Here is a 20,407-nt window from a genome sequence, read left to right as displayed (position 1 = left end):
GGAGACTACATAAAGTAGTTGGTGGGTGATGACGGGTTCGAACCGCCGACCCCCTCCTTGTAAGGGAGGTGCTCTCCCAGCTGAGCTAATCACCCCCGCTGTGTGGAGTCGCATTATAGGGAGAGTTGAAAATGAGTCAACGCATTTTCTAAAGAATTTGTTCGTTCGTCGTAAATTTAAACAAAACGATCGCAAATCAATCCATGCAGCATGATTTGTATACGAAAATGGCAAAGCGTGATGTTCCAACCTGAACAACATTGAGGAATCAGACCACAGTGATAGAATACGAGCCTGATAATCTTCCCTGGATTTGCCGGTTGTCGGCATCTTTATAAACGTAAGGCCATTTCATGAAAATCAAAACTCGCTTCGCGCCAAGCCCGACAGGTTACCTGCACGTCGGTGGTGCGCGTACTGCTCTATATTCCTGGCTTTTTGCACGTAACCATGACGGTGAGTTTGTGCTGCGTATTGAAGACACCGATCTCGAACGCTCCACTCCGGAAGCTATTGAAGCCATTATGGATGGCATGAACTGGCTGAATCTGGAATGGGATGAAGGCCCGTACTTCCAGACCAAACGTTTTGATCGCTACAACGCCGTGATTGATGAGATGCTGGAAGCCGGTACCGCGTATAAATGCTACTGCTCCAAAGAACGTCTGGACGCGCTGCGTGAAGAGCAGATGGCAAACGGTGAGAAGCCTCGTTACGACGGTCGCTGCCGCCACGGTCATGAACATCATGCTGATGATGAACCATGCGTGGTGCGTTTTGCCAACCCGCAGGATGGATCCGTTATTTTTGATGACCAGATCCGTGGGCCGATCGAATTCAGCAACCAGGAGCTGGACGATCTGATCATCCGCCGTACCGACGGTTCCCCGACCTACAACTTCTGTGTGGTGGTCGACGACTGGGATATGGAAATCACTCACGTTATTCGTGGTGAAGACCATATCAACAACACTCCGCGTCAGATAAACATCCTGAAAGCGCTGAATGCGCCGGTGCCGGTTTATGCACACGTGTCGATGATCAACGGCGACGATGGTAAAAAACTTTCTAAACGTCACGGTGCGGTCAGCGTTATGCAGTATCGCGACGACGGTTACCTTCCGGAAGCGCTGCTGAACTATCTGGTGCGTCTGGGCTGGTCCAGCGGCGATCAGGAAATCTTCACCCGTGAAGAGATGATCAAACTGTTTTCCCTTGGTGCGGTGAGTAAGTCTGCCAGTGCGTTCAACACCGAAAAACTGCAGTGGCTGAACCATCACTACATTAATGCGCTGGCACCGGAATATGTGGCAACGCATCTGCAATGGCACATTGAGCAGGAAAATATCGACACTCGCGTCGGCCCGCAGCTGTCTGAGCTGGTTAAACTGCTGGGTGAGCGCTGCAAAACGCTGAAAGAGATGGCGCAGAGCTGCCGTTACTTCTACGAAGATTTTGCTGAGTTCGACGCGGACGCCGCGAAGAAACACCTGCGTCCGGTAGCACGTCAGCCGCTGGAAGTGGTTCGCGATAAACTGGCTGCTATCAGCGAGTGGACGGCAGAAAACGTGCACCACGCGATTCAGGCGACCGCTGATGAGCTGGAAGTGGGTATGGGTAAAGTTGGAATGCCGCTGCGCGTAGCCGTAACCGGTGCGGGTCAGTCTCCGGCGTTAGACGTCACAGTGCATGCGATTGGTAAATCCCGCAGCATTGAGCGTATTAATAAAGCGCTGGCGTTTATTGCTGAGCGTGAAAGCCAGCAGTAAGCTCGGTTGAGCGATGAAACAACGGCAGGAGCGCATCCTGCCGTTTTTTTTGCCTGTTATTCAGACTCATCAATACCCAGACGGGTAAGGAAAGTGCGAATACCTTCGCGAGAAATATACATTGCCAGCTTTTCTTGTTCCGTTGGGGACATGTTGTCCAGTGCGCTAATTATCTGGCGACAGGCGTGGCTACGCACCACGTGGTTGTATTCTGCCAACGGTTCCTCTGCCTGATAAATTTCAGGTACTTTGCGAAAAGCCGGAATATTGAGCAGAAACGTGCGGACGCTGGAGTCGATATGAATCAGCCTTGCACGACCCCCTTTAACGCCGGGAAACTTTTCGGTGGTCCAGTTTTGTTCTCTGATCCAACGATTGACGGTTTGTTTGGCAACTCCGAGACAGTCCGCCAGTTCTTCGGTCGTCATTTTGCTGCGTAATTTTTTCATATTATTTGTTGTCGCGGATCCCTAAGCGTTGTAATAAACCCGTAATGCCTTCACGCAGGATCAGTGACGTAAACATTTTCTGTTCTGACGGAGTCATCTCTTTGGCGAGCCTAATCAGTAGAGCTTCGATAGAGGTATCGCCTGATAACGATAAATTATCTGATAAACCTTCGGCTGAACGCTCAGCACTGCGAATGTATTCACGAACTTGTTCGGTGACGTGAACCAGACGCGCTTTACCGCCCTGTACGCCTGGTTTTGGTGATGTAGCCCAACCCTCCTTACGCACCCATTTATTGATGGTCTGTCGGCTGTATCCGGTCAGATTAGCAAGTTCTTCTGGCGTCATCCGTTCCTTGAACATAACGATTCCCTGAATAGTCGTGGGGTTAATTAGTGGCTCATTTTATAGCACCATTTTAGTAGAAACCGTGACGCGTTTAACTACTGAATGCGAGTTGTTACGCAATGTTCTTCATTTGACTGCTTTTTCAGCGATTGAATTCTATGAGTTAATTTTGCCGTTGACACACGCGAAGGGAATTCATATGATGCCGCCCGTCAACTCGACAAGCTTTACGTAATGGGGCTATAGCTCAGCTGGGAGAGCGCTTGCATGGCATGCAAGAGGTCAGCGGTTCGATCCCGCTTAGCTCCACCAAAATTTAAACCCTCGCTGAAAAGCGGGGGTTTTTTGTTTCTGCATCCTGTCGATTCTTACCGATATCTCTCTGCTCTGCTGAATAGCAGGCATAAAAAAGCCGGGGAAATTCCCCGGCCTTATTACTACGACGTTGTCTTACGCTTACAGCACCAGTGCTGCGATAGATGCAGACAGTACGCTCACCAGCGTAGAGCCGTACACCAGCTTCAGACCAAAGCGGGAAACTACGTTACCTTGCTCTTCGTTCAGACCTTTAATCGCACCGGCGATAATACCGATAGAAGAGAAGTTAGCGAAGGAGACCAGGAACACAGAGATGATGCCTTCAGCGCGCGGAGAGAGCGTAGAGGCGATTTTCTGCAGGTCCATCATCGCAACGAATTCGTTGGAAACCAGTTTTGTCGCCATGATACTGCCCACCTGCAGCGCTTCGCTGGACGGTACACCCATTACCCATGCAACCGGGTAGAAGATGTAACCCAGGATGCCCTGGAAGGAGATGCTGTAGCCAAACCAGCCGGTCACGGTGGCAAACAGGGCGTTCAGGGCAGCGATTAACGCGATGAAACCAATCAGCATCGCCGCAACGATAATTGCCACTTTGAAACCCGCCAGGATGTATTCACCCAGCATTTCGAAGAAGCTCTGACCTTCATGCAGGTTAGACATCTGGATATTTTCTTCGCTGGCATCAACGCGGTAAGGGTTGATCAGCGACAGCACGATAAAGGTGCTGAACATGTTCAGTACCAGCGCCGCAACAACGTACTTCGGCTCCAGCATGGTCATGTACGCGCCGACGATAGACATGGAAACGGTAGACATCGCCGTTGCAGCCATGGTGTACATACGGTTGCGAGACATTTTGCCGAGAATATCTTTATAGGCGATAAAGTTCTCGGACTGACCCAGGATCAGAGAGCTGACGGCGTTGAAGGATTCCAGCTTGCCCATACCGTTCACTTTGGAAAGCAGGTAACCAATTGCGCGGATGATAACCGGCAGCACACGGATATGCTGAAGGATACCGATCAGGGCGGAGATAAAGACGATAGGGCACAGCACTTTCAGGAAGAAAAATGCCAGGCCTTGATCATTCATGCTGCCGAAGACGAAGTTCGTCCCCTCGTTGGCAAAACCGAGCAGTTTTTCGAACATTTCGGAGAAGCCTTTTACGAAGCCCAGGCCGACGTTGGAGTTCAGGAAGAACCACGCCAGTAACACTTCAATAACAAGCAGTTGAATAACATAACGAATGCGAATCTTTTTACGGTCACTGCTTACCAGCAGCGCAAGGATCGCAACAACGGCCAATGCCAATACAAAATGAAGGACGCGGTCCATATTTGCTCCAAATATGAGGCAGGTTTAGTTTTCGTGCACATTCTATGTAACAACCATAAAGAAAACGAGATCAAACACACACTATAATAAGGACCTGTGACGAGATTCAAAATTAGTGATCGGTGATACACTTCCGTTATGCTTTGTATCGAAGTGAAAAGTTATGTCATTGTGCTAATCTATAACAATAATTAAACATTTTACCGTTTTTCCCAGAATCCTTATCGATCCATAGACAAACACTATCAGAGAAATCAACTTCACCCATCAAAATGAATTTGATAATCATTCTCAATAGGCGTAGCTTGAAACATAGCAAAGGCTATGTTTCTGAGGCACTAAAATGACTAACGATCGCGTTGAGAGTAGCAGTGGACGGGCAGCGCGCAAGTTGAAGCTCGCATTAATGGGACCTGCGTTCATCGCGGCGATCGGCTATATCGATCCGGGCAACTTCGCCACCAACATCCAGGCAGGGGCCAGCTTTGGCTATAAACTGTTGTGGGTGGTGGTCTGGGCAAACCTGATGGCGATGCTGATCCAGGTGCTATCGGCAAAGCTTGGCATTGCCACGGGTAAAAATCTGGCGGAACAAATTCGCGATCACTATCCTCGTCCGGTGGTGTGGTTCTACTGGGTGCAGGCCGAAATTATCGCCATGGCGACAGACCTTGCTGAATTCATTGGTGCCGCGATTGGCTTTAAGTTGATCCTCGGCGTGTCGTTATTGCAGGGGGCCGTGCTCACCGGTATCGCGACTTTTTTGATTCTGATGTTGCAGCGCCGCGGGCAAAAACCGCTGGAAAAAGTGATTGGCGGCTTGCTGCTGTTTGTAGCTGCGGCTTACATTGTGGAATTGATCTTTTCCCAGCCGAACTTCGCGCAACTTAGCAAGGGGATGGTTATCCCGAGCCTACCTAATTCCGAAGCGGTGTTCCTCGCCGCTGGCGTGCTCGGCGCGACTATCATGCCGCACGTCATTTATCTGCACTCTTCCTTAACCCAGCATCTGCACGGCGGAACACGTCAACAGCGCTATGCGGCCACGAAATGGGATGTGGCTATCGCCATGACGATTGCCGGATTTGTCAATCTGGCGATGATGGCGACGGCTGCCGCTGCATTTCATTTTAGCGGGCATACCGGTATTGCCGATCTCGATCAAGCCTATCTGACCCTTGAACCGCTGTTGAGTCACGCTGCGGCGACAGTGTTCGGTTTAAGCCTGGTGGCTGCGGGACTTTCTTCTACTGTGGTCGGTACGCTGGCGGGGCAGGTGGTGATGCAAGGGTTTATCCGTTTTCACATTCCGCTTTGGGTTCGCCGTACGGTCACCATGATGCCATCCTTTATTGTGATTCTGATGGGATTAGATCCAACGCGTATTCTGGTGATGAGCCAGGTGTTGCTCAGTTTTGGTATTGCACTGGCGCTGGTGCCGTTGTTGATTTTCACCAGCAACAGTCAGCTGATGGGCGATTTGGTGAATACCCGATGGGTAAAACAGGTAGGCTGGGTGATTGTTGTGCTGGTGGTGACGCTCAATATCTGGCTGTTGGTAGGAACCGCGCTCGGTTTGTAAAAACAAAAGGGCCTGCGGGCCCTTTTGTTACATTAATGATGGTGGCCATGACCTCGGCCCTTTCCGCGACCGCGGTGGTCGTCACGGTCATTCCAGCCTTCACGGTAGCCGCGCTCATAAGCTTTGCGTTTATCCCAACCGCGATGATAGCCATTGTCATGACGCCACCAGCGATTTTTGCGCCACTCATAGTTATGGTGCCAGTAATCCCGGTCGCGCCAGCGGCCGCCATCCCAGTAGTTACCGTAGTTATCGCGATCGCCAATTTGCAATTTTATTGATGGCAGCAGGGTGATTTCGCCGGCGTTCGCGGCCAGCGGTGTAAAAGCCAATAAGACTGCCGCCAGAATCAGTGACCTGAACATGTTTTCTCTCCTTCACGATCGAGCCGTAGCCGGCCTGTTAATACAATATTACGGGGCAGTAAAGCCCCGTTTCATCGCCTTAACTCTTAAATCGCAAGTGAGAGCACTTTTTGTTAATAAATGTGTCTTTATTTCAATCAACTCAGGATAGCATCAATCTCCGCGCACTCTTCAGACGTAAAGTGACGGTTTGCCAGCATGCCGACAGCGTCTTCAATCTGCGCCGTTTTACTCGCGCCAATCAGCACTGACGTGACTTTGTCATCCCGTAACACCCATGCCAGCGCCATCTGGGAAAGCTTTTGCCCGCGTCGTTCTGCCAGCGCATTCAGCGCCCGCACCTTCTCCAGTTTCTCTGGCGTAATGTGATCCGGGTTCAGGAAACGGCTGCCGCTTGCCGCACGAGAATCCGCAGGAATGCCGTTCAGGTAGCGGTCGGTTAACTGCCCGCCTGCCAGCGGTGAGAAGGCGATGCTGCCGACACCTTTTTCCTGTAACAACGACAGCAGACCGCCTTCGACCCAACGTTCAAACATGGAATATTTGGGCTGGTGAATAAGGCATGGCGTACCTAAATCGTCGAGTATTTCAATCGCCTGCCTGGCAAGATCTGCCGGATAGTTAGATAACCCGACGTACAGGGCTTTGCCCTGACGGACGATGTGATCCAGTGCGCGCATGGTTTCTTTGAGCGGTGTTTCAGGGTCGGGGCGATGGTGGTAGAAAATATCGACATACTCCAGTCCCAGGCGCTTCAGGCTTTGATCGAGACTGGCAATCAGATATTTGCGTGAACCCCAGTCACCGTAGGGACCTTCCCACATGGTGTAGCCCGCTTTAGTGGAGATAATAAGCTCATCTCGCCACGGTAAAAAATCTTCCTGCAGGATCCGACCAAAATTCCGTTCTGCCGAACCCGGCGGTGGACCATAGTTATTTGCCAGATCAAAATGGTTGATCCCCAGATCGAATGCGCGCTGTAACAATGCCCGACTGTTTTCGACCTGTGTGGTATCGCCAAAATTGTGCCACAAACCCAGCGAGACAATCGGCAGTTTAAGGCCGCTCTGACCGCAGCGGCGGTACTCCATTGTCTGATAACGATTTTCATCTGCGTGATAAACCATGTCACCCCCTTCCACAATGCGTGTATCTTTCAGTGTATACGGTTACACCGTCTATTCTTCAATGAATTTTTACCGCCAAAACTGTAAATCCTGCTTTCCACCCCTTCACAGCGACTTTCCTGGACAGTCATCACAGTTCTTCGATACTCAACATGAGGTTACCGTCAGAAGGATAGCTGTCATGCAAACCCCGTATTCCGTTGCTGATTATCTGCTGGACAGGCTGGCAGGCTGTGGCGTCGGCCATCTCTTTGGTGTGCCAGGCGATTATAATTTGCAGTTTCTTGACCACGTGATTGAACATCCCAACGTATGTTGGGTCGGGTGTGCGAACGAGTTGAATGCGGCTTATGCGGCAGATGGCTATGCACGGGTCTCCGGGGTAGGGGCGCTGCTCACCACGTTTGGTGTGGGCGAGTTAAGTGCGATTAACGGTATTGCAGGAAGTTATGCGGAATATGTTCCTGTTTTGCATATTGTTGGCGCGCCCTGTCGCGGTGCACAGCGTCGTGGGGAGTTGATGCATCACACGCTGGGTGATGGTGACTTTCAACATTTTTACCGTATGCAGCAGGCGGTGACGACGGCGAGCGCGGTACTGGATGAACAAAACGCCTGTTATGAAATTGACCGCGTGTTGCGAGCAATGCTCATCGAACGCAGGCCGGGCTATCTGATGTTACCTGCTGATGTGGCAAAACAGCCCGCTACACCACCGAATGACATCCTGATTGTTCCTCTGAGCGAGCCGGAGAGCAGTGTGGCAGAAGCGTTTCGCTATCATGCCCGTGAACGATTGCTGGACAGCCCGCGCGTCGCGCTGCTCGCGGACTTTCTCGCGCTACGTTTTGGTTTGCAGCCGGTTTTACAGCGCTGGATGGCAGAAACGCCGATGGCCCACGCCACGTTGTTGATGGGCAAAGGGCTGTTCGATGAACGTCATCCGGCGTTTGTTGGCACATACAGTGCCGGAGCCAGTAGCGATTATGTTCGTCTGTCTATCGAAGATGCCGACACGATATTTTGTGTCGGCACACAATTTGTCGACACCCTGACCGCCGGGTTTACGCAACAGCTACCGCAGGAGCGCACCATTGAGGTTCAGCCACATGCCTCACGGATTGGAACCAGCTGGTTTAACATCCCGATGGAGCAGGCGGTCACCACATTGCGGGAGCTGTGTCTGGAAATGTCGTTTTCACTGCCGCCAGAACGTCCGCCAGTTGCGCGCATTCAGGTTGAGAAGGGGCCTCTGACGCAGGAAAACTTCTGGCATACGGTGCAGCAGTATCTGGCGCCTAATGACATTATCCTCGTCGATCAGGGAACCGCCGCCTTTGGCGCGGCTGCGCTCTCGCTACCCGGCGGGGCGGAGGTGCTCGTTCAGCCTCTGTGGGGATCGATAGGCTATGCGCTACCGGCGGCATTCGGCGCGCAAACGGCCTGTCCGGACCGTCGGGTGATCCTGATTATTGGCGATGGCGCGGCGCAGCTCACCATTCAGGAGCTGGGCTCCATGCTCAGAGACGGGCAATCACCCGTTATTTTACTCCTCAACAATGACGGCTATACCGTGGAGCGGGCCATACACGGGGCAAATCAGCGCTATAACGATATCGCCGCCTGGAGCTGGACGTTAATGCCGCAGGCGTTTAGTCGTGAATGCCAGGCGGAATGCTGGCGGGTGAGGCAGGCGGTACAGCTGGAGGAAGTTTTGGCCAGGCTGTCCCATCCGCAACGATTGTCGTTAATTGAGGTAGTGCTACCGAAAGCCGATCTTCCTGAATTATTGCGCACGGTGACCCGTGCGCTGGAATCTCGCAACGGCGGATAGCTATTTATCAGGGCGCTCAGCGACCATCAACGGCTTGCCTGCCAGCAGCAGCCAGGCGGGCAGCATGACGATGCACAGCAGCGGCAGCAGGGTGGTATCTGGTACCACCACTGCTGCCATAAACAGGCTCAGCCAGGCGTCGCGGGTGACGACCAGCACCAGCCCGAGGATAGAGCAAGAAACCGTGATGGCAGCCGGCACCGCTTCAACATGGGCGTGCAGCATCAGACCCAAGGCGACACCAACGAATACCGCCGGGAATATTCGCCCTCCGCGAAAACCACTCGCTGCCGCAACTACTAACGCCGCCAGCTTAATTACGGCGAGCATGAAATAATCCGATGTCCCCAGCGTTTGGCTAAACGCCATCTGCTGCATTTCGTCCAGTCCCTTAAACAAGGTAAGCGGCCCGCCGATAACACCCAAAATTCCAAGGATAAAACCGCCTGCCCCGAGGATCAGTACCGGGTGTTTTAATCGATGCATTAAATGGTGCAAACGTGGCAGACACCAGACGGCTACCATTCCGGCAGCAATAGCGATTGCGGCAACAACCGCGCCGCTGAGGATATCGATCAAGTGCATCTGCGTGTAGTGCGCGATGGGCAGTGAAAAATGGGGGTGAAAAAACAGGCTGGTGGTTAGCGAACCCGCGGCCGCGGCCATTAACGGCGCGAACAGGCGATCCCACAAGGGCACATCGTTTGAGCTATTCAGCGTTTGCGAAAATATCAGCGCAGCGGCAACGGGGGTGCCAAATAGCGCGCCGATGGTGCCGGCAGAGGCGAGAATGGTCCAGTCCAGTTTCGCAATGCGGGGAAACATGCGGCTACCAAGTGCCACTGCCAGAGCGATATTTACGGTCATGATGGGGTGTTCCGGACCCAGACTGACGCCACCCGCGAGGCCAAGGATTAGCGCTGCCAGCAGGCCCGGTAGTGCTGACGTTGGCACCGGCATACCAATTAACGGTTCACAGGCCGGATCCGGACCTGCGTGACCATGGCTGTAACGGATAACTAACCCGACCATGATCCCCGTGAGCGTCAGCATACCGATAATCCAGACCGGAGAGTCCTGGGCTATACCGATGCTAACAGGCAGACGTTCCCACAAAAACTGCTGTAAAACGGAAGCCACTTTCATCACAACGATCAACACCAGGCTGGACGCTATGCCAATGATTAGCGCTGGGGTTGATAGCAAGAGCATCGTTCTGGCTCGCGGATGGAGCATTTTCTATTCCTTAAAACAGAGTCATAGACATAGTTTGCACAGCCTGCCTGACGACATCGCTGCAAATGGTGCTGAAACGATAAAGTAATTGTGTGATCTGGATCGATTTTCCACGGGCATCAGCCTTCAGACCGTTGTTGTTATGTCCCCATGAATTTACAGTGTGGCAAAGATTTAATCTGACTTTAGCGGAGCAGTGGAAGAATGACAAAATATGCTTTAGTAGGGGATGTTGGCGGCACCAACGCGCGTCTTGCTCTGTGCGATATTGCCAGCGGCGAGATTTCGCAGGCAAAAACCTATTCCGGGCTTGATTACCCCAGTCTGGAAGCCGTGGTGCGCGTGTACCTGGATGAGCATAGCGTCAGCGTCGAAGATGGCTGCATTGCCATTGCCTGTCCGATTACTGGCGACTGGGTGGCAATGACCAACCATACCTGGGCATTCTCTATTGCTGAGATGAAAAAAAATCTGGGCTTTAGCCATCTGGAAATCATCAATGATTTCACCGCCGTGTCGATGGCGATCCCGATGCTGAAAAAAGAGCATTTGATCCAGTTTGGTGGCGCGGAACCTGTTGAAGGTAAACCGATAGCCGTCTATGGCGCAGGAACCGGGCTCGGTGTGGCGCATCTGGTGCACGTGGACAAACGCTGGGTAAGCCTGCCCGGTGAAGGCGGTCATGTAGATTTTGCGCCTAACAGCGAAGAAGAAGGAATTATCCTTGAAGTCCTGCGCGCCGAAATTGGCCATGTTTCCGCAGAACGCGTGCTGTCCGGTCCGGGGCTGGTGAATCTGTATCGCGCCATCGTCAAATCAGACGGGCGGTTGCCGGAAAATCTGCAGCCGAAGGATATCACCGCACGGGCGCTGGAAGATTCCTGCATTGACTGTCGTCGGGCGCTGTCGCTGTTCTGCGTCATTATGGGGCGTTTTGGCGGCGATCTGGCGTTAACGCTGGGCACGTTTGGCGGTGTGTACATCGCTGGTGGTATCGTACCGCGCTTCCTCGACTTCTTTAAGGCTTCAGGCTTCCGCGGTGGTTTTGAAGATAAAGGCCGTTTTAAAGCCTACGTGCAGGATATTCCGGTGTACCTGATTGTGCACGATAACCCTGGACTACTTGGCGCAGGTGCGCATTTGCGTCAGACGCTGGGCCATATTCTTTAATTCTTCAATCAGAAATCTGCAAAACCGCGTAAATCACGCGGTTTTTTTATGCCTGCCGCCCACCTTTCCGACCTTCGTCACACTTCCTGATTGCTGGATTATTTGTCCAGTAAAAGCATTATTTGTCTGATAACGGTTGTTACTTTCCTCGGACCATAATTTCACTCGTTAACTATTACGAGGAAATGATTATGAGCAAAAAATTAATTGCCGTCTGCGCGTGCCCAATGGGGCTGGCTCACACCTTTATGGCGGCTCAGGCGCTGGAAGAAGCCGCGGTTGAAGCCGGTTATGAAGTGAAAATCGAAACCCAAGGCGCTGACGGAATACAAAATCGCCTGACGGCGCAGGATATTGCTGAGGCGACGTTAATCATCCATTCAGTTGCCGTAACTCCAGAAGATAACGAGCGTTTTGAGTCGCGTGATGTCTACGAAATTACGCTACAGGACGCGATAAAAAATGCTGCCGGCATCATTAAAGAGATCGAAGAGATGGTTGCCGCTGAACAACAATAATCATCGACAGGGAATTACATATGGCCATTAAAAAACGCAGTGCAACCGTTGTGCCTGGCGCATCTGGTGCGGCAGCGGCAATAAAAAATCCACCGGCCTCCCGCAATAGCTTCTGGGGCGAACTTCCGCAACATGTGATGTCGGGTATTTCACGCATGGTGCCGACGTTAATTATGGGCGGGGTAATTCTCGCCTTCTCGCAACTGATCGCCTATAGCTGGCTCGATATTCCTGCTGACACTGGCATCATGGATGCGCTGAACAGCGGAAAATTTACCGGTTTTAATCTCTCATTACTGAAGTTTGCCTGGCTGTCGCAATCTTTTGGCGGCGTGCTGTTTGGTTTTGCTATTCCGATGTTTGCCGCGTTCGTTGCCAACTCCATAGGCGGCAAGCTGGCGTTTCCGGCGGGGTTCATCGGCGGGCTGATGTCTACTCAGCCGACACAGATACTGAATTTTGACCCATCAACGCTGCAATGGGTAACCAGTGCTCCGGTTCCGTCAACCTTTATTGGTGCGCTGATTATCTCGATTGTCGCCGGGTATCTGGTGAAGTGGATGAACCAAAAAATCCAGCTGCCTGATTTCCTGCTGGCATTCAAAACCACCTTTTTACTGCCCATTCTCTCCGCCATTTTCGTCATGCTGGCGATGTATTACGTGATAACGCCGTTTGGCGGCTGGATTAACGGCGGGATCCGTACTTTGCTGACGGCGGCTGGCGAGAAAGGCACGCTGATGTACGCGATGGGGATTTCCGCGGCAACGGCGATTGACCTCGGCGGCCCGATTAATAAAGCCGCAGGTTTTGTCGCCTTCAGCTTTACTACCGATCACGTTCTGCCGGTCACCGCGCGCTCTATTGCGATTGTCATTCCGCCGATTGGCCTCGGACTGGCCACGCTTATTGACCGTCGCTTAACCGGCAAACGCCTGTTCAGCGCACAGCTTTACCCGCAGGGGAAAACGGCAATGTTCCTCGCATTTATGGGCATCAGCGAAGGGGCGATCCCGTTTGCACTGGAAAGTCCCATCACCGCAATTCCTTCTTATATGGTTGGCGCCATTGTCGGGTCGACGGCTGCCGTCTGGCTGGGGGCCGTGCAGTGGTTCCCGGAATCCGCTATCTGGGCGTGGCCGCTGGTGACTAACCTCGGCGTCTATATGGCGGGGATCCTGTTAGGCGCGGTGATTACGGCGCTGATGGTGGTGTTCCTTCGCCATCTGATGTATCGCAAAGGCAAGTTGCTGATTGAAAGCCTCTGATTAAAAGGATTGTAACTATGAGCTTACTTGCTTCACTGCGCGACTGGTTAACGACGCAACATCTCGACGCGATGCTGTTGTCATCACGGCAGAACAAACAGCCGCATATGGGGATCTCCAGCAGTTCAGGGTTTGTGTTTATCAGCCATGAAAGTGCGCATATCCTGGTTGATGCCCGTTACTACACCGATGTTGCCACGCGTACTCAGGGTTATCAGATCCATCGGCTCGATGGAACGCAGACGCTGTATTCGCAGGTGAATCACATTATTGCACACGAAAAGCTGCAGGCGGTGGGATTCGAAGGTGAGCAAGTAAGCTGGGAAACGGCGAACGCGTGGTCGGAAAAACTGCGCGCCCGACTGGTGAGCGCCGTACCGGATGTGCTCCGGCAGGTGAAAACGGCGCAGGAAATAGCCTGCATCCGCGAAGCCTGCCGGATAGCTGACCTCAGCGCGGAACATATACGACGCTTTATTCAACCCGGTCTCAGTGAGCGCGAAATTGCCGCTGAACTGGAGTGGTTTATGCGCACGCTCGGCGCAGATAAACCTTCTTTTGACACCATTGTCGCCAGCGGCTGGCGCGGTGCGCTGCCACACGGCAAAGCCAGCGACAAACATGTTGAGGCGGGTGAGTTCATCACGCTGGATTTTGGCGCGCTGTATCAGGGTTATTGTTCGGATATGACGCGAACCTTTCGCATCCCCGATGCGAACCAGCCAGCGGAAGAAAGCGCGCTGTTTGCCGTGTACCAGATTGTCCTTGCGGCGCAGCGTGCCGCGGTGGCGGCAATTCGACCAGGTGCGCGATGCAATGAGGTAGACGCCGCAGCCAGGCGGGTCATTACCCAGGCGGGCTATGGCGATGCATTTGGTCACAACACCGGACATGCTATCGGCATTGAAGTGCATGAAAACCCACGTTTTTCCTCCGACGACACAACACCTCTGGTCGCTGGCATGCTGCTCACCGTTGAGCCGGGTATTTATCTGCCGGGGCAGGGGGGTGTGCGTATTGAAGATGTTGTGCTGGTTACGCCTGACGGCGGCGAGGTGCTCTATACCATGGCGAAAACATTGCTACACACGGGAGAGGCGTAATGGATTTATCGTTACTAAAGGCGCTGAGCGAGGCGGACGCGATCGCCTCGTCAGAACAGGAAGTGCGGCAGATCCTGCTTGAGGAGGCGGATCGTCTTAATAAAGAGGTGCGCTTCGATGGTCTGGGATCGGTGCTGATCCGTCTCAATGAATCAACCGGTCCGAAGGTGATGATCTGCGCGCATATGGATGAAGTGGGATTTATCGTGCGTAGTATTTCCAGCGAAGGGGCGATCGATGTATTGCCGGTGGGAAATGTGCGTATGGCGGCCAGACAACTGCAGCCGGTGCGGATCACCACCCGTGAAGAGAGCAAAATTCCCGGTCTGCTCGACGGAGAGCGCTGCGGTAATGAGGTCAATACGCTGCGGGTAGATATTGGCGCGCGATCTTATGATGAGGTACTCCAGGCCGGCGTACGCCCCGGCGATCGCGTCACATTCGACACAACCTTTCAGGTCTTGCCGCACCAGCGAATCATGGGCAAAGCCTTTGATGACCGTCTTGGATGTTATTTGCTGGTGGCGCTACTGCGTGAATGGCATAACGCCATCCTTCCTTGCGAGGTCTGGCTGGTGGCCAGTTCCAGTGAAGAAGTGGGACTGCGCGGAGGACAAACGGCTGCACGCGTTGTCGCACCGGATGTGGCATTTGTGCTGGATACCGCCTGCTGGGCCAAAAACTTTGATTACAGTGTGGCCAACCATCGGCAGCTCGGCAAAGGTCCGATGCTGGTGCTGAGCGATAAATCGCTGATTGCACCGCCAAAGCTGACGGTGTGGGTTGAAAGCGTGGCCGCTGACGCGGGTATTTCCCTGCAGCTCGATATGTTCAGTAACGGCGGCACCGACGGCGGGGCGGTGCACGTAAGCGGCACAGGGATCCCAACGGTTGTCATGGGACCTGCCACACGGTATGGACATTGCGCGGCGTCGATTGCCGACTGCCGGGACATCATCCAGACGCAGCAGCTGTTGTCGGCTCTTATTTCACATCTTACGTGCGAAACCGTGGCTCATCTGACGGATTTCAGGTGCTGATTTCGCGCTAATCAGGAGTTGTTATGCTAACGATTCAATTTCTTTGCCCGTTACCCAATGGTCTGCATGCGCGTCCGGCGTGGGAGCTGAAAGAACAGTGCAGCCAGTGGCAAAGTGAGGTGGTATTTATTAATCATCGCCAGAATGCGCGGGCGGATGCGAAAAGCTCGCTGGCGCTGATAGGTACCGGAACGCTGTTTAACGACAGTTGCAGCCTGACCATTACTGGTCGCGATGAAGAACAGGCCCGGCGAGCGCTGGAGGAGTACCTGCAGCACCGGTTTATTGACAGCGATAGCGTTCAGCCGACCCCGGCGGAACTGGCGGCGCACCCGTTGCCGCGTTCGCTGATTCGCCTCAACCCGGACCTGCTGTACGGCAGCGTGCTGGCAGGGGGCGTGGGAGCAGGTACGCTCACGCTTTGGCAGAGTGATAACCTGGAAAGTTATCGTGCGATTGCGGCGAGTGCGGAAGACAATACCCGGCTGGAGCATAGTCTGGCGACGCTTGCCGAACAGCTCAATCAGCAGCTGCGCGAGCGCGACGGCGAGAGTAAAACCATCCTTAGCGCGCATCTGTCTCTGATTCAGGATGACGAGTTTGCCGGGAATATTCGCCGCTTAATGCTGGAGCAACATCTGGGGCTAGGGGCGGCAATCATTGCCAATATGGAGCTGGTGTGCGACAAGCTGTCGGCCTCCGGTAGTGATTACCTGCGCGAACGCGTCAGTGATATCCGTGATATCAGCGAACAGTTGCTGCACATCACCTGGCCTGAAAGACGACCGCGTAATGCGCTGGTGCTGAATAAACCGACGATTCTGGTTGCTGAGGATTTGACGCCCAGCCAGTTTTTAAGCCTCGATTTGCAGCATCTGTCTGGCATGATCCTGGAGAAAACGGGGCGCACTTCACATACCTTGATCCTTGCCCGTGCGTCAGCTATTCCGGTACTTAGCGGCTTGCCGCTGGCGGCCATTAACCGGTATTCCGGGCAGCATGCGGTACTGGATGCCCGATGTGGGGTATTAGCCATCAATCCAGACGATGCCGTTCGCGGCTATTACGCGATTGCGCAGAAGCTGGCCGATGAATGCCAGCGGCGGCAGGCGCTTGATGCCGCCCAGCCTGCGTTGACCAAAGATCATCAGCGTATTGACGTTGCAGCGAATATCGGTACCGCGCTGGAAGCGCCGGGAGCGTTTGCCAATGGTGCGGAAGGGATTGGGCTGTTTCGTACTGAAATGCTGTTTATGGACCGCGACAGCGCACCTGATGAGCAAGAACAGTTTGAAGCCTACCAGCAGGTCTTACTGGCCGCGGGCGACAAGCCGGTTATCTTTCGCACCATGGATATCGGCGGCGATAAGAACATCCGCTATCTTAATATTCCGCAGGAAGAGAATCCGTTCCTGGGCTATCGCGCGGTGCGGATTTATCCGGAGTTTGCCGGGCTTTTTCGCACTCAGTTGCGCGCGATTTTACGGGCGGCGACCTTCGGCAATGCGCAACTGATGATCCCGATGGTGCACAGCCTCGACCAGATTTTATGGGTAAAAAGCGAACTGCAAAAAGCGTTGGTGGCGCTGAAAGCGGACGGCTTACGTCATGCTCCGACAATCTCATTGGGGATTATGGTTGAAGTCCCTTCGGTGTGTTACATCATCGACCATTTCTGTGATGAGGTGGATTTCTTCAGTATTGGCTCAAATGACATGACCCAGTACTTGTACGCCGTTGATCGCAATAACCCGCGCGTTTCGCCGCTGTACAACCCGATTACGCCGTCGTTCCTGCGCATGTTACAGCAGATTGTTCGCGTGGCGCACGAACGCGGTAAATGGGTGGGTATTTGCGGCGAACTGGGCGGTGAAGGACGTTATTTACCGCTGCTTCTGGGCCTCGGGCTGGACGAGCTGAGCATGAGCAGCCCACGTATTCCGGCGGTAAAAAGCCAGCTTCGTCAACTGGACGGTCGGGCATGTCGTGAGCTCGCCATGCAGGCCTGCGAATGCCGTAGCGCTCAGGAGATAGAAGATCTGCTAAACCAGTTTGCACCGCAGAAAGATGTGCGTCCGCTGCTGGCGCTGGAGAACATCTTTGTCGGCGAATCTCTGAGTAACAAAGAGCAGGTGATCCAGTTCCTGTGCGGCAATCTTGGCGTTAATGGACGGACTGAACATCCGTTTGAACTGGAAGAGGATGTCTGGCAGCGCGAAGAGATCGTCACCACCGCCGTCGGCTTCGGCGTGGCTATTCCGCACACGAAATCCCAGTGGATCCGCCATTCCAGCATCAGCATTGCCCGGCTTCTGCAGCCCGTTGACTGGCAGTCTGATATGGGTGATGTGGAACTGGTGATCATGCTGACGCTGGGTGCTGATGAAGGCATAAACCACGTGAAGGTCTTCTCGCAGCTGGCGCGCAAGCTGGTGAACAAGCAGTTCCGCCAGTCGTTGTTTGCCGCTGAAAATGCTGAGAGCATTCTTGAGCTGCTGGAGGCAGAACTGACGTTTTAAGTTTGACAGCAAGAGTGGATAAGAGGGGCAGAAAGGGAAATTATCAATCAGAGAACGGTAGTTTCCCGGCCCTCAACAACGTCATCTCTTGTTTGCAGAGCAGAACTACCGCCTGGCGACCTTTAACACGGCGGGAGGTCAGGGCTCTTTTCACGGTCCGACGATCCGCACCTGATTCCAGCATCTGAAAACACATCAGGGAGAGTGCACGTCTGTTCTTCATCGTATATTCACTTTATTGAGTAAGCCTGCAGGGTTTAGCTAAAGGCCGTTATTTTACAACGATCCTGGCTGAGATTACGAATCGTACAATAAATGACCGCTGCTGATATAATTTAAGAGCGGCCATGCGCGTAATCAACCTAAGGAGGTGCGCAATGGACAAAGCAGAAGTGAAGTCATTTGGTCTTCCAGACGAAGTTCGTGAGTTCCCTCACGGGCGACTGGAGCTTCTCGATGTGGGAGGTGCAATCGTCGGCCGTGCTGTCCTGGAGCCAGGCTGGCGGTGGTCTACGTCAGTTCAACCTATCGCTGGAACGAAGAGTTGCGAAGCCCCTCATTTTCAGTACCACGTTTCCGGTGTGCTGCGGGTAAAAATGGATGATGGCAGCGAATTTGATTGTAAGCCCGGTGAGCTGTCGCGCATTCCTCCAGGCCATGATGCCTGGGTGGTTGGCGATGAATCCGTGGTGATTGTTGATTTCCAGGGAATGGTCAATTGGGCTAAACACACAGACATCGGCTGTAACGACTCACCATAAAGCAAAGATGCGGCGGCCCTGGCAGGTGTTGATATAATCAACGCGCTGACTGAAAACGCGCGCCGTACTCTCCCGGCGTCAGGCCAAACTGACGCCGGAACAGGCGGCAGAAATAATCACTGTCATGGTATCCACACCGCTGTGCGACTTCGCTAATCGACAGATGGTATTTCTGCAAGATAATGCGCGCCTTCGCCATTCTTACCCACCGCAGATACTCGACGAACCCCATAGTGCCGTGCTGGGCAAACACTTTTGACAGGTGATTGGGTGTGATATTAAAAAACTGCGCCACGCTTTCGCGAGTCAGCGGCTGGGCATAGTTATCTTGTATCCAATTACACATACTATGATAGAGAAATTCAGCGCGTGGGCGCTCTGTGTCTGGGCGGGTATTCACCACGCTACGACACAGATGCAGCAGACTAAGCACCAACGGCTGAATGATATCCTGGGCCAGAGGAGAGCGGCTTAAATGCGTCAATGCGGTGAGCATCGCCTCGCCTTCGCCGCGCTGTGGATGGGGTAACTCAATACGGCGTACCGGACGAAGCAGCGATGCGGTTCGATTATCGTAAAAAGAGAGTCCCAGCCATGCCGGAGAAAAAACCAGGCTCAGCAGCATCACGGGTTTGTCGCCGCCGGGCAGATTGGCCGCTTTCGCCGGGATAAACAGCATGTCGCCTTCTGCCAGGCTATGCTGCTGTTTTTGCAGTTGGTTGCTGTATTCCCCACGTAGCACGATATCAAGGCGCGGAAGATCAATACATAAACTGCCGGTCGGTAACGTGGTGGGCTGGGTTGCGAACCACACGTGCCCCAGACGCTGTGGGTTTAACACCAGGCCACTGAACAGATCGGCGAAAAACTGTTGGTCTGCGGGAAGGCCTGGCTCTTTCATCGCTCTTTCTCTGCGCTATAAGTGCATTAACTGTCTGAACTCTTTCACTTTACTCCGACTAACCGGGATTTCAAATTCCAGATCTTTTAAGCGCAAAATATAGGTATTGTTAAACCAGGGTTCGATCTCGCGGATTTTATTCAGATTCACACAGAACGAGCGGTGGCAGCGGAAGAAATGCGAAGCCGGCAGTTTGCTGCAAAATTCGGTGATGTTCATCGGCATCACGTACGATTCGCGCCGGGTGTAGACAAACGTCATCTTTTCATGGGCTTCTGCGTAGTAGATGTCGTTGATCGGGGTCACGATGATCCGCTCATCTTTGAGCAGGTTGATCGTATCGTTTTCGCGGGCCACCGGACTGGCGGGCGAAGTTCCAGTTTGCTGCTGTTGCCAGGCGGCTTCCAGCTTTTGCAGCATGCTGACAATGCGTGATTCCTGGTACGGCTTCAGAATGTAGTCAAAAGCTTCCAGTTCGAAGGCTTCAACGGCGTGTTCTTTCCACGCGGTAATAAACACAATAAAGGGTTTATGCGCGAACTGGCTGATATTTTGTGCCAGCAATACGCCGTCCAGCGAGGGAATATTAATATCCAGAAAAATGGCGTCAACGCGGTTGTGCTGGAGATATTTCAGCACGTCCAGACCATCGTCAAACGTGCCGACAATCTCCATCTGGCTGTGCTCTTTTATCAGCCAGCTCAGTTCCTGTTGGGCCAGGAATTCATCTTCAACAATGATGACTTTCACGACTTCA

Annotated in this window: 19 protein-coding genes and 2 tRNA genes; 11 read left to right on the top strand and 10 right to left on the bottom strand. The window is 53.2% G+C overall.

Translation table 11 applies throughout. The annotated features are described in order from the left end of the window. Positions 1-19: 19 nt before the first annotated feature. Positions 20-95 (bottom strand) — tRNA-Val (locus WC1_RS07965). A 258-nt stretch (positions 96-353) separates the two neighbouring features. On the opposite strand from WC1_RS07965, the gene gltX reads away from it, so the two are divergent. Further along, positions 354-1,769, top strand: a complete 1,416-nt coding sequence (gltX, locus tag WC1_RS07970) for a glutamate--tRNA ligase (RefSeq protein WP_003845002.1) — start codon at positions 354-356, stop codon at positions 1,767-1,769. A 56-nt stretch (positions 1,770-1,825) separates the two neighbouring features. Here gltX and WC1_RS07975 read toward each other — a convergent pair whose 3' ends face one another. Both WC1_RS07975 and WC1_RS07980 read right to left on the bottom strand, forming a co-directional pair. Then, entirely contained in the window at positions 1,826-2,218 is a 393-nt protein-coding gene (locus tag WC1_RS07975) for a MerR family transcriptional regulator (RefSeq protein ID WP_003028279.1), read from the bottom strand. A gap of 1 nt (position 2,219) precedes the next feature. Beyond that, positions 2,220-2,582 carry a YfeC-like transcriptional regulator gene (locus tag WC1_RS07980; protein WP_003028277.1) on the bottom strand — a complete coding sequence of 121 codons (363 nt, stop codon included), beginning with the start codon at positions 2,580-2,582 and terminating at the stop codon, positions 2,220-2,222. A 221-nt stretch (positions 2,583-2,803) separates the two neighbouring features. Between WC1_RS07980 and WC1_RS07985 the strand changes: the two genes are divergently transcribed. Beyond that, a tRNA-Ala gene (locus WC1_RS07985) sits at positions 2,804-2,879 on the top strand. Between the two features lie 144 nt (positions 2,880-3,023). Here the strand turns inward: WC1_RS07985 and nupC are convergent. Beyond that, complete coding sequence (gene nupC / locus WC1_RS07990) at positions 3,024-4,226, bottom strand: nucleoside permease NupC (protein WP_003028275.1); 1,203 nt, start codon at positions 4,224-4,226, stop codon at positions 3,024-3,026. Between the two features lie 343 nt (positions 4,227-4,569). Between nupC and WC1_RS07995 the strand changes: the two genes are divergently transcribed. Continuing rightward, positions 4,570-5,808, top strand: a complete 1,239-nt coding sequence (locus WC1_RS07995) for an Nramp family divalent metal transporter (RefSeq protein ID WP_003028272.1) — start codon at positions 4,570-4,572, stop codon at positions 5,806-5,808. A gap of 32 nt (positions 5,809-5,840) precedes the next feature. Here WC1_RS07995 and ypeC read toward each other — a convergent pair whose 3' ends face one another. Both ypeC and mgrA read right to left on the bottom strand, forming a co-directional pair. Further along, the gene (ypeC, locus tag WC1_RS08000) at positions 5,841-6,173 is read right to left on the bottom strand and encodes a DUF2502 domain-containing protein YpeC (RefSeq protein ID WP_003839243.1); all 333 of its coding nucleotides are present in this window, start codon (positions 6,171-6,173) and stop codon (positions 5,841-5,843) included. A gap of 137 nt (positions 6,174-6,310) precedes the next feature. Beyond that, positions 6,311-7,300 carry an L-glyceraldehyde 3-phosphate reductase gene (mgrA, locus tag WC1_RS08005; RefSeq protein ID WP_003845004.1) on the bottom strand — a complete coding sequence of 330 codons (990 nt, stop codon included), beginning with the start codon at positions 7,298-7,300 and terminating at the stop codon, positions 6,311-6,313. Between the two features lie 181 nt (positions 7,301-7,481). Here mgrA and WC1_RS08010 point away from each other — a divergent pair, with 181 nt between their 5' ends. Continuing rightward, complete coding sequence (locus tag WC1_RS08010; protein ID WP_016150727.1) at positions 7,482-9,134, top strand: alpha-keto acid decarboxylase family protein; 1,653 nt, start codon at positions 7,482-7,484, stop codon at positions 9,132-9,134. On the opposite strand, the gene WC1_RS08015 is transcribed toward WC1_RS08010, so the two are convergent. Further along, positions 9,135-10,370, bottom strand: a complete 1,236-nt coding sequence (locus WC1_RS08015; RefSeq protein ID WP_016150726.1) for an ion channel protein — start codon at positions 10,368-10,370, stop codon at positions 9,135-9,137. Positions 10,371-10,574: 204 nt separating this feature from the next. Between WC1_RS08015 and glk the strand changes: the two genes are divergently transcribed. The 6 genes from glk (at position 10,575) to ptsP (ending at position 17,988) form a co-directional block, all read left to right on the top strand. Beyond that, a complete protein-coding gene (gene glk, locus WC1_RS08020; RefSeq protein WP_003028256.1) occupies positions 10,575-11,540 on the top strand; it encodes a glucokinase in 966 nt (321 codons plus the stop codon). A 191-nt stretch (positions 11,541-11,731) separates the two neighbouring features. Then, on the top strand, positions 11,732-12,058 hold the full coding sequence (locus WC1_RS08025; protein ID WP_003028254.1) for a PTS fructose transporter subunit IIB: 327 nt from the start codon (positions 11,732-11,734) through the stop codon (positions 12,056-12,058). Between the two features lie 20 nt (positions 12,059-12,078). Then, complete coding sequence (locus WC1_RS08030) at positions 12,079-13,326, top strand: PTS fructose transporter subunit IIC (RefSeq protein WP_003028252.1); 1,248 nt, start codon at positions 12,079-12,081, stop codon at positions 13,324-13,326. Between the two features lie 17 nt (positions 13,327-13,343). Next, complete coding sequence (gene ypdF, locus WC1_RS08035) at positions 13,344-14,429, top strand: aminopeptidase (protein WP_016150725.1); 1,086 nt, start codon at positions 13,344-13,346, stop codon at positions 14,427-14,429. Beyond that, entirely contained in the window at positions 14,429-15,469 is a 1,041-nt protein-coding gene (ypdE, locus tag WC1_RS08040) for an aminopeptidase (protein WP_016150724.1), read from the top strand. The genes ypdF and ypdE overlap by 1 nt, the downstream gene beginning before the upstream one ends. 23 nt (positions 15,470-15,492) lie before the next feature. Continuing rightward, the gene (gene ptsP / locus WC1_RS08045; protein WP_016150723.1) at positions 15,493-17,988 is read left to right on the top strand and encodes a phosphoenolpyruvate--protein phosphotransferase; all 2,496 of its coding nucleotides are present in this window, start codon (positions 15,493-15,495) and stop codon (positions 17,986-17,988) included. 43 nt (positions 17,989-18,031) lie between these two features. Here the strand turns inward: ptsP and WC1_RS23890 are convergent, their stop codons facing one another. Then, positions 18,032-18,211, bottom strand: a complete 180-nt coding sequence (locus WC1_RS23890) for a hypothetical protein (protein ID WP_071524306.1) — start codon at positions 18,209-18,211, stop codon at positions 18,032-18,034. Positions 18,212-18,365: 154 nt separating this feature from the next. On the opposite strand from WC1_RS23890, the gene WC1_RS08050 reads away from it, so the two are divergent. Then, complete coding sequence (locus WC1_RS08050; RefSeq protein WP_003028244.1) at positions 18,366-18,749, top strand: cupin domain-containing protein; 384 nt, start codon at positions 18,366-18,368, stop codon at positions 18,747-18,749. 37 nt (positions 18,750-18,786) lie between these two features. On the opposite strand, the gene WC1_RS08055 is transcribed toward WC1_RS08050, so the two are convergent. Continuing rightward, positions 18,787-19,650 (bottom strand): AraC family transcriptional regulator, encoded by an 864-nt coding sequence (locus WC1_RS08055; RefSeq protein ID WP_016150722.1) that lies wholly within the window; start codon positions 19,648-19,650, stop codon positions 18,787-18,789. Between the two features lie 15 nt (positions 19,651-19,665). After that, complete coding sequence (gene ypdB / locus WC1_RS08060; protein ID WP_016150721.1) at positions 19,666-20,400, bottom strand: two-component system response regulator YpdB; 735 nt, start codon at positions 20,398-20,400, stop codon at positions 19,666-19,668. Positions 20,401-20,407: the final 7 nt, after the last annotated feature.

The organism is Citrobacter sp. KTE30 (assembly GCF_000398825.1).
Taxonomy (GTDB): Bacteria; Pseudomonadota; Gammaproteobacteria; order Enterobacterales; family Enterobacteriaceae; genus Citrobacter; species Citrobacter freundii.
Note: the sequence above shows the minus strand (reverse complement) of the source record. Positions and strands in the feature narration are given on the sequence as shown.

What these genes read in the sequence shown, in the direction of transcription:
- WC1_RS08025 (WP_003028254.1), top strand. Translation starts at nt 11,732, where the DNA reads ATGAGCAAAAAATTAATTGCCGTCTGCGCGTGCCCAATGGGGCTGGCT.
- mgrA (WP_003845004.1), bottom strand. Translation starts at nt 7,300, where the DNA reads ATGGTTTATCACGCAGATGAAAATCGTTATCAGACAATGGAGTACCGC.
- WC1_RS08055 (WP_016150722.1), bottom strand. Translation starts at nt 19,650, where the DNA reads ATGAAAGAGCCAGGCCTTCCCGCAGACCAACAGTTTTTCGCCGATCTG.
- gltX (WP_003845002.1), top strand. Translation starts at nt 354, where the DNA reads ATGAAAATCAAAACTCGCTTCGCGCCAAGCCCGACAGGTTACCTGCAC.
- ptsP (WP_016150723.1), top strand. Translation starts at nt 15,493, where the DNA reads ATGCTAACGATTCAATTTCTTTGCCCGTTACCCAATGGTCTGCATGCG.
- ypeC (WP_003839243.1), bottom strand. Translation starts at nt 6,173, where the DNA reads ATGTTCAGGTCACTGATTCTGGCGGCAGTCTTATTGGCTTTTACACCG.
- WC1_RS07975 (WP_003028279.1), bottom strand. Translation starts at nt 2,218, where the DNA reads ATGAAAAAATTACGCAGCAAAATGACGACCGAAGAACTGGCGGACTGT.
- ypdE (WP_016150724.1), top strand. Translation starts at nt 14,429, where the DNA reads ATGGATTTATCGTTACTAAAGGCGCTGAGCGAGGCGGACGCGATCGCC.
- nupC (WP_003028275.1), bottom strand. Translation starts at nt 4,226, where the DNA reads ATGGACCGCGTCCTTCATTTTGTATTGGCATTGGCCGTTGTTGCGATC.
- WC1_RS08015 (WP_016150726.1), bottom strand. Translation starts at nt 10,370, where the DNA reads ATGCTCCATCCGCGAGCCAGAACGATGCTCTTGCTATCAACCCCAGCG.
- glk (WP_003028256.1), top strand. Translation starts at nt 10,575, where the DNA reads ATGACAAAATATGCTTTAGTAGGGGATGTTGGCGGCACCAACGCGCGT.
- WC1_RS08050 (WP_003028244.1), top strand. Translation starts at nt 18,366, where the DNA reads ATGGACAAAGCAGAAGTGAAGTCATTTGGTCTTCCAGACGAAGTTCGT.
- WC1_RS07995 (WP_003028272.1), top strand. Translation starts at nt 4,570, where the DNA reads ATGACTAACGATCGCGTTGAGAGTAGCAGTGGACGGGCAGCGCGCAAG.
- WC1_RS08010 (WP_016150727.1), top strand. Translation starts at nt 7,482, where the DNA reads ATGCAAACCCCGTATTCCGTTGCTGATTATCTGCTGGACAGGCTGGCA.
- WC1_RS07980 (WP_003028277.1), bottom strand. Translation starts at nt 2,582, where the DNA reads ATGTTCAAGGAACGGATGACGCCAGAAGAACTTGCTAATCTGACCGGA.
- ypdF (WP_016150725.1), top strand. Translation starts at nt 13,344, where the DNA reads ATGAGCTTACTTGCTTCACTGCGCGACTGGTTAACGACGCAACATCTC.
- WC1_RS23890 (WP_071524306.1), bottom strand. Translation starts at nt 18,211, where the DNA reads ATGAAGAACAGACGTGCACTCTCCCTGATGTGTTTTCAGATGCTGGAA.
- WC1_RS08030 (WP_003028252.1), top strand. Translation starts at nt 12,079, where the DNA reads ATGGCCATTAAAAAACGCAGTGCAACCGTTGTGCCTGGCGCATCTGGT.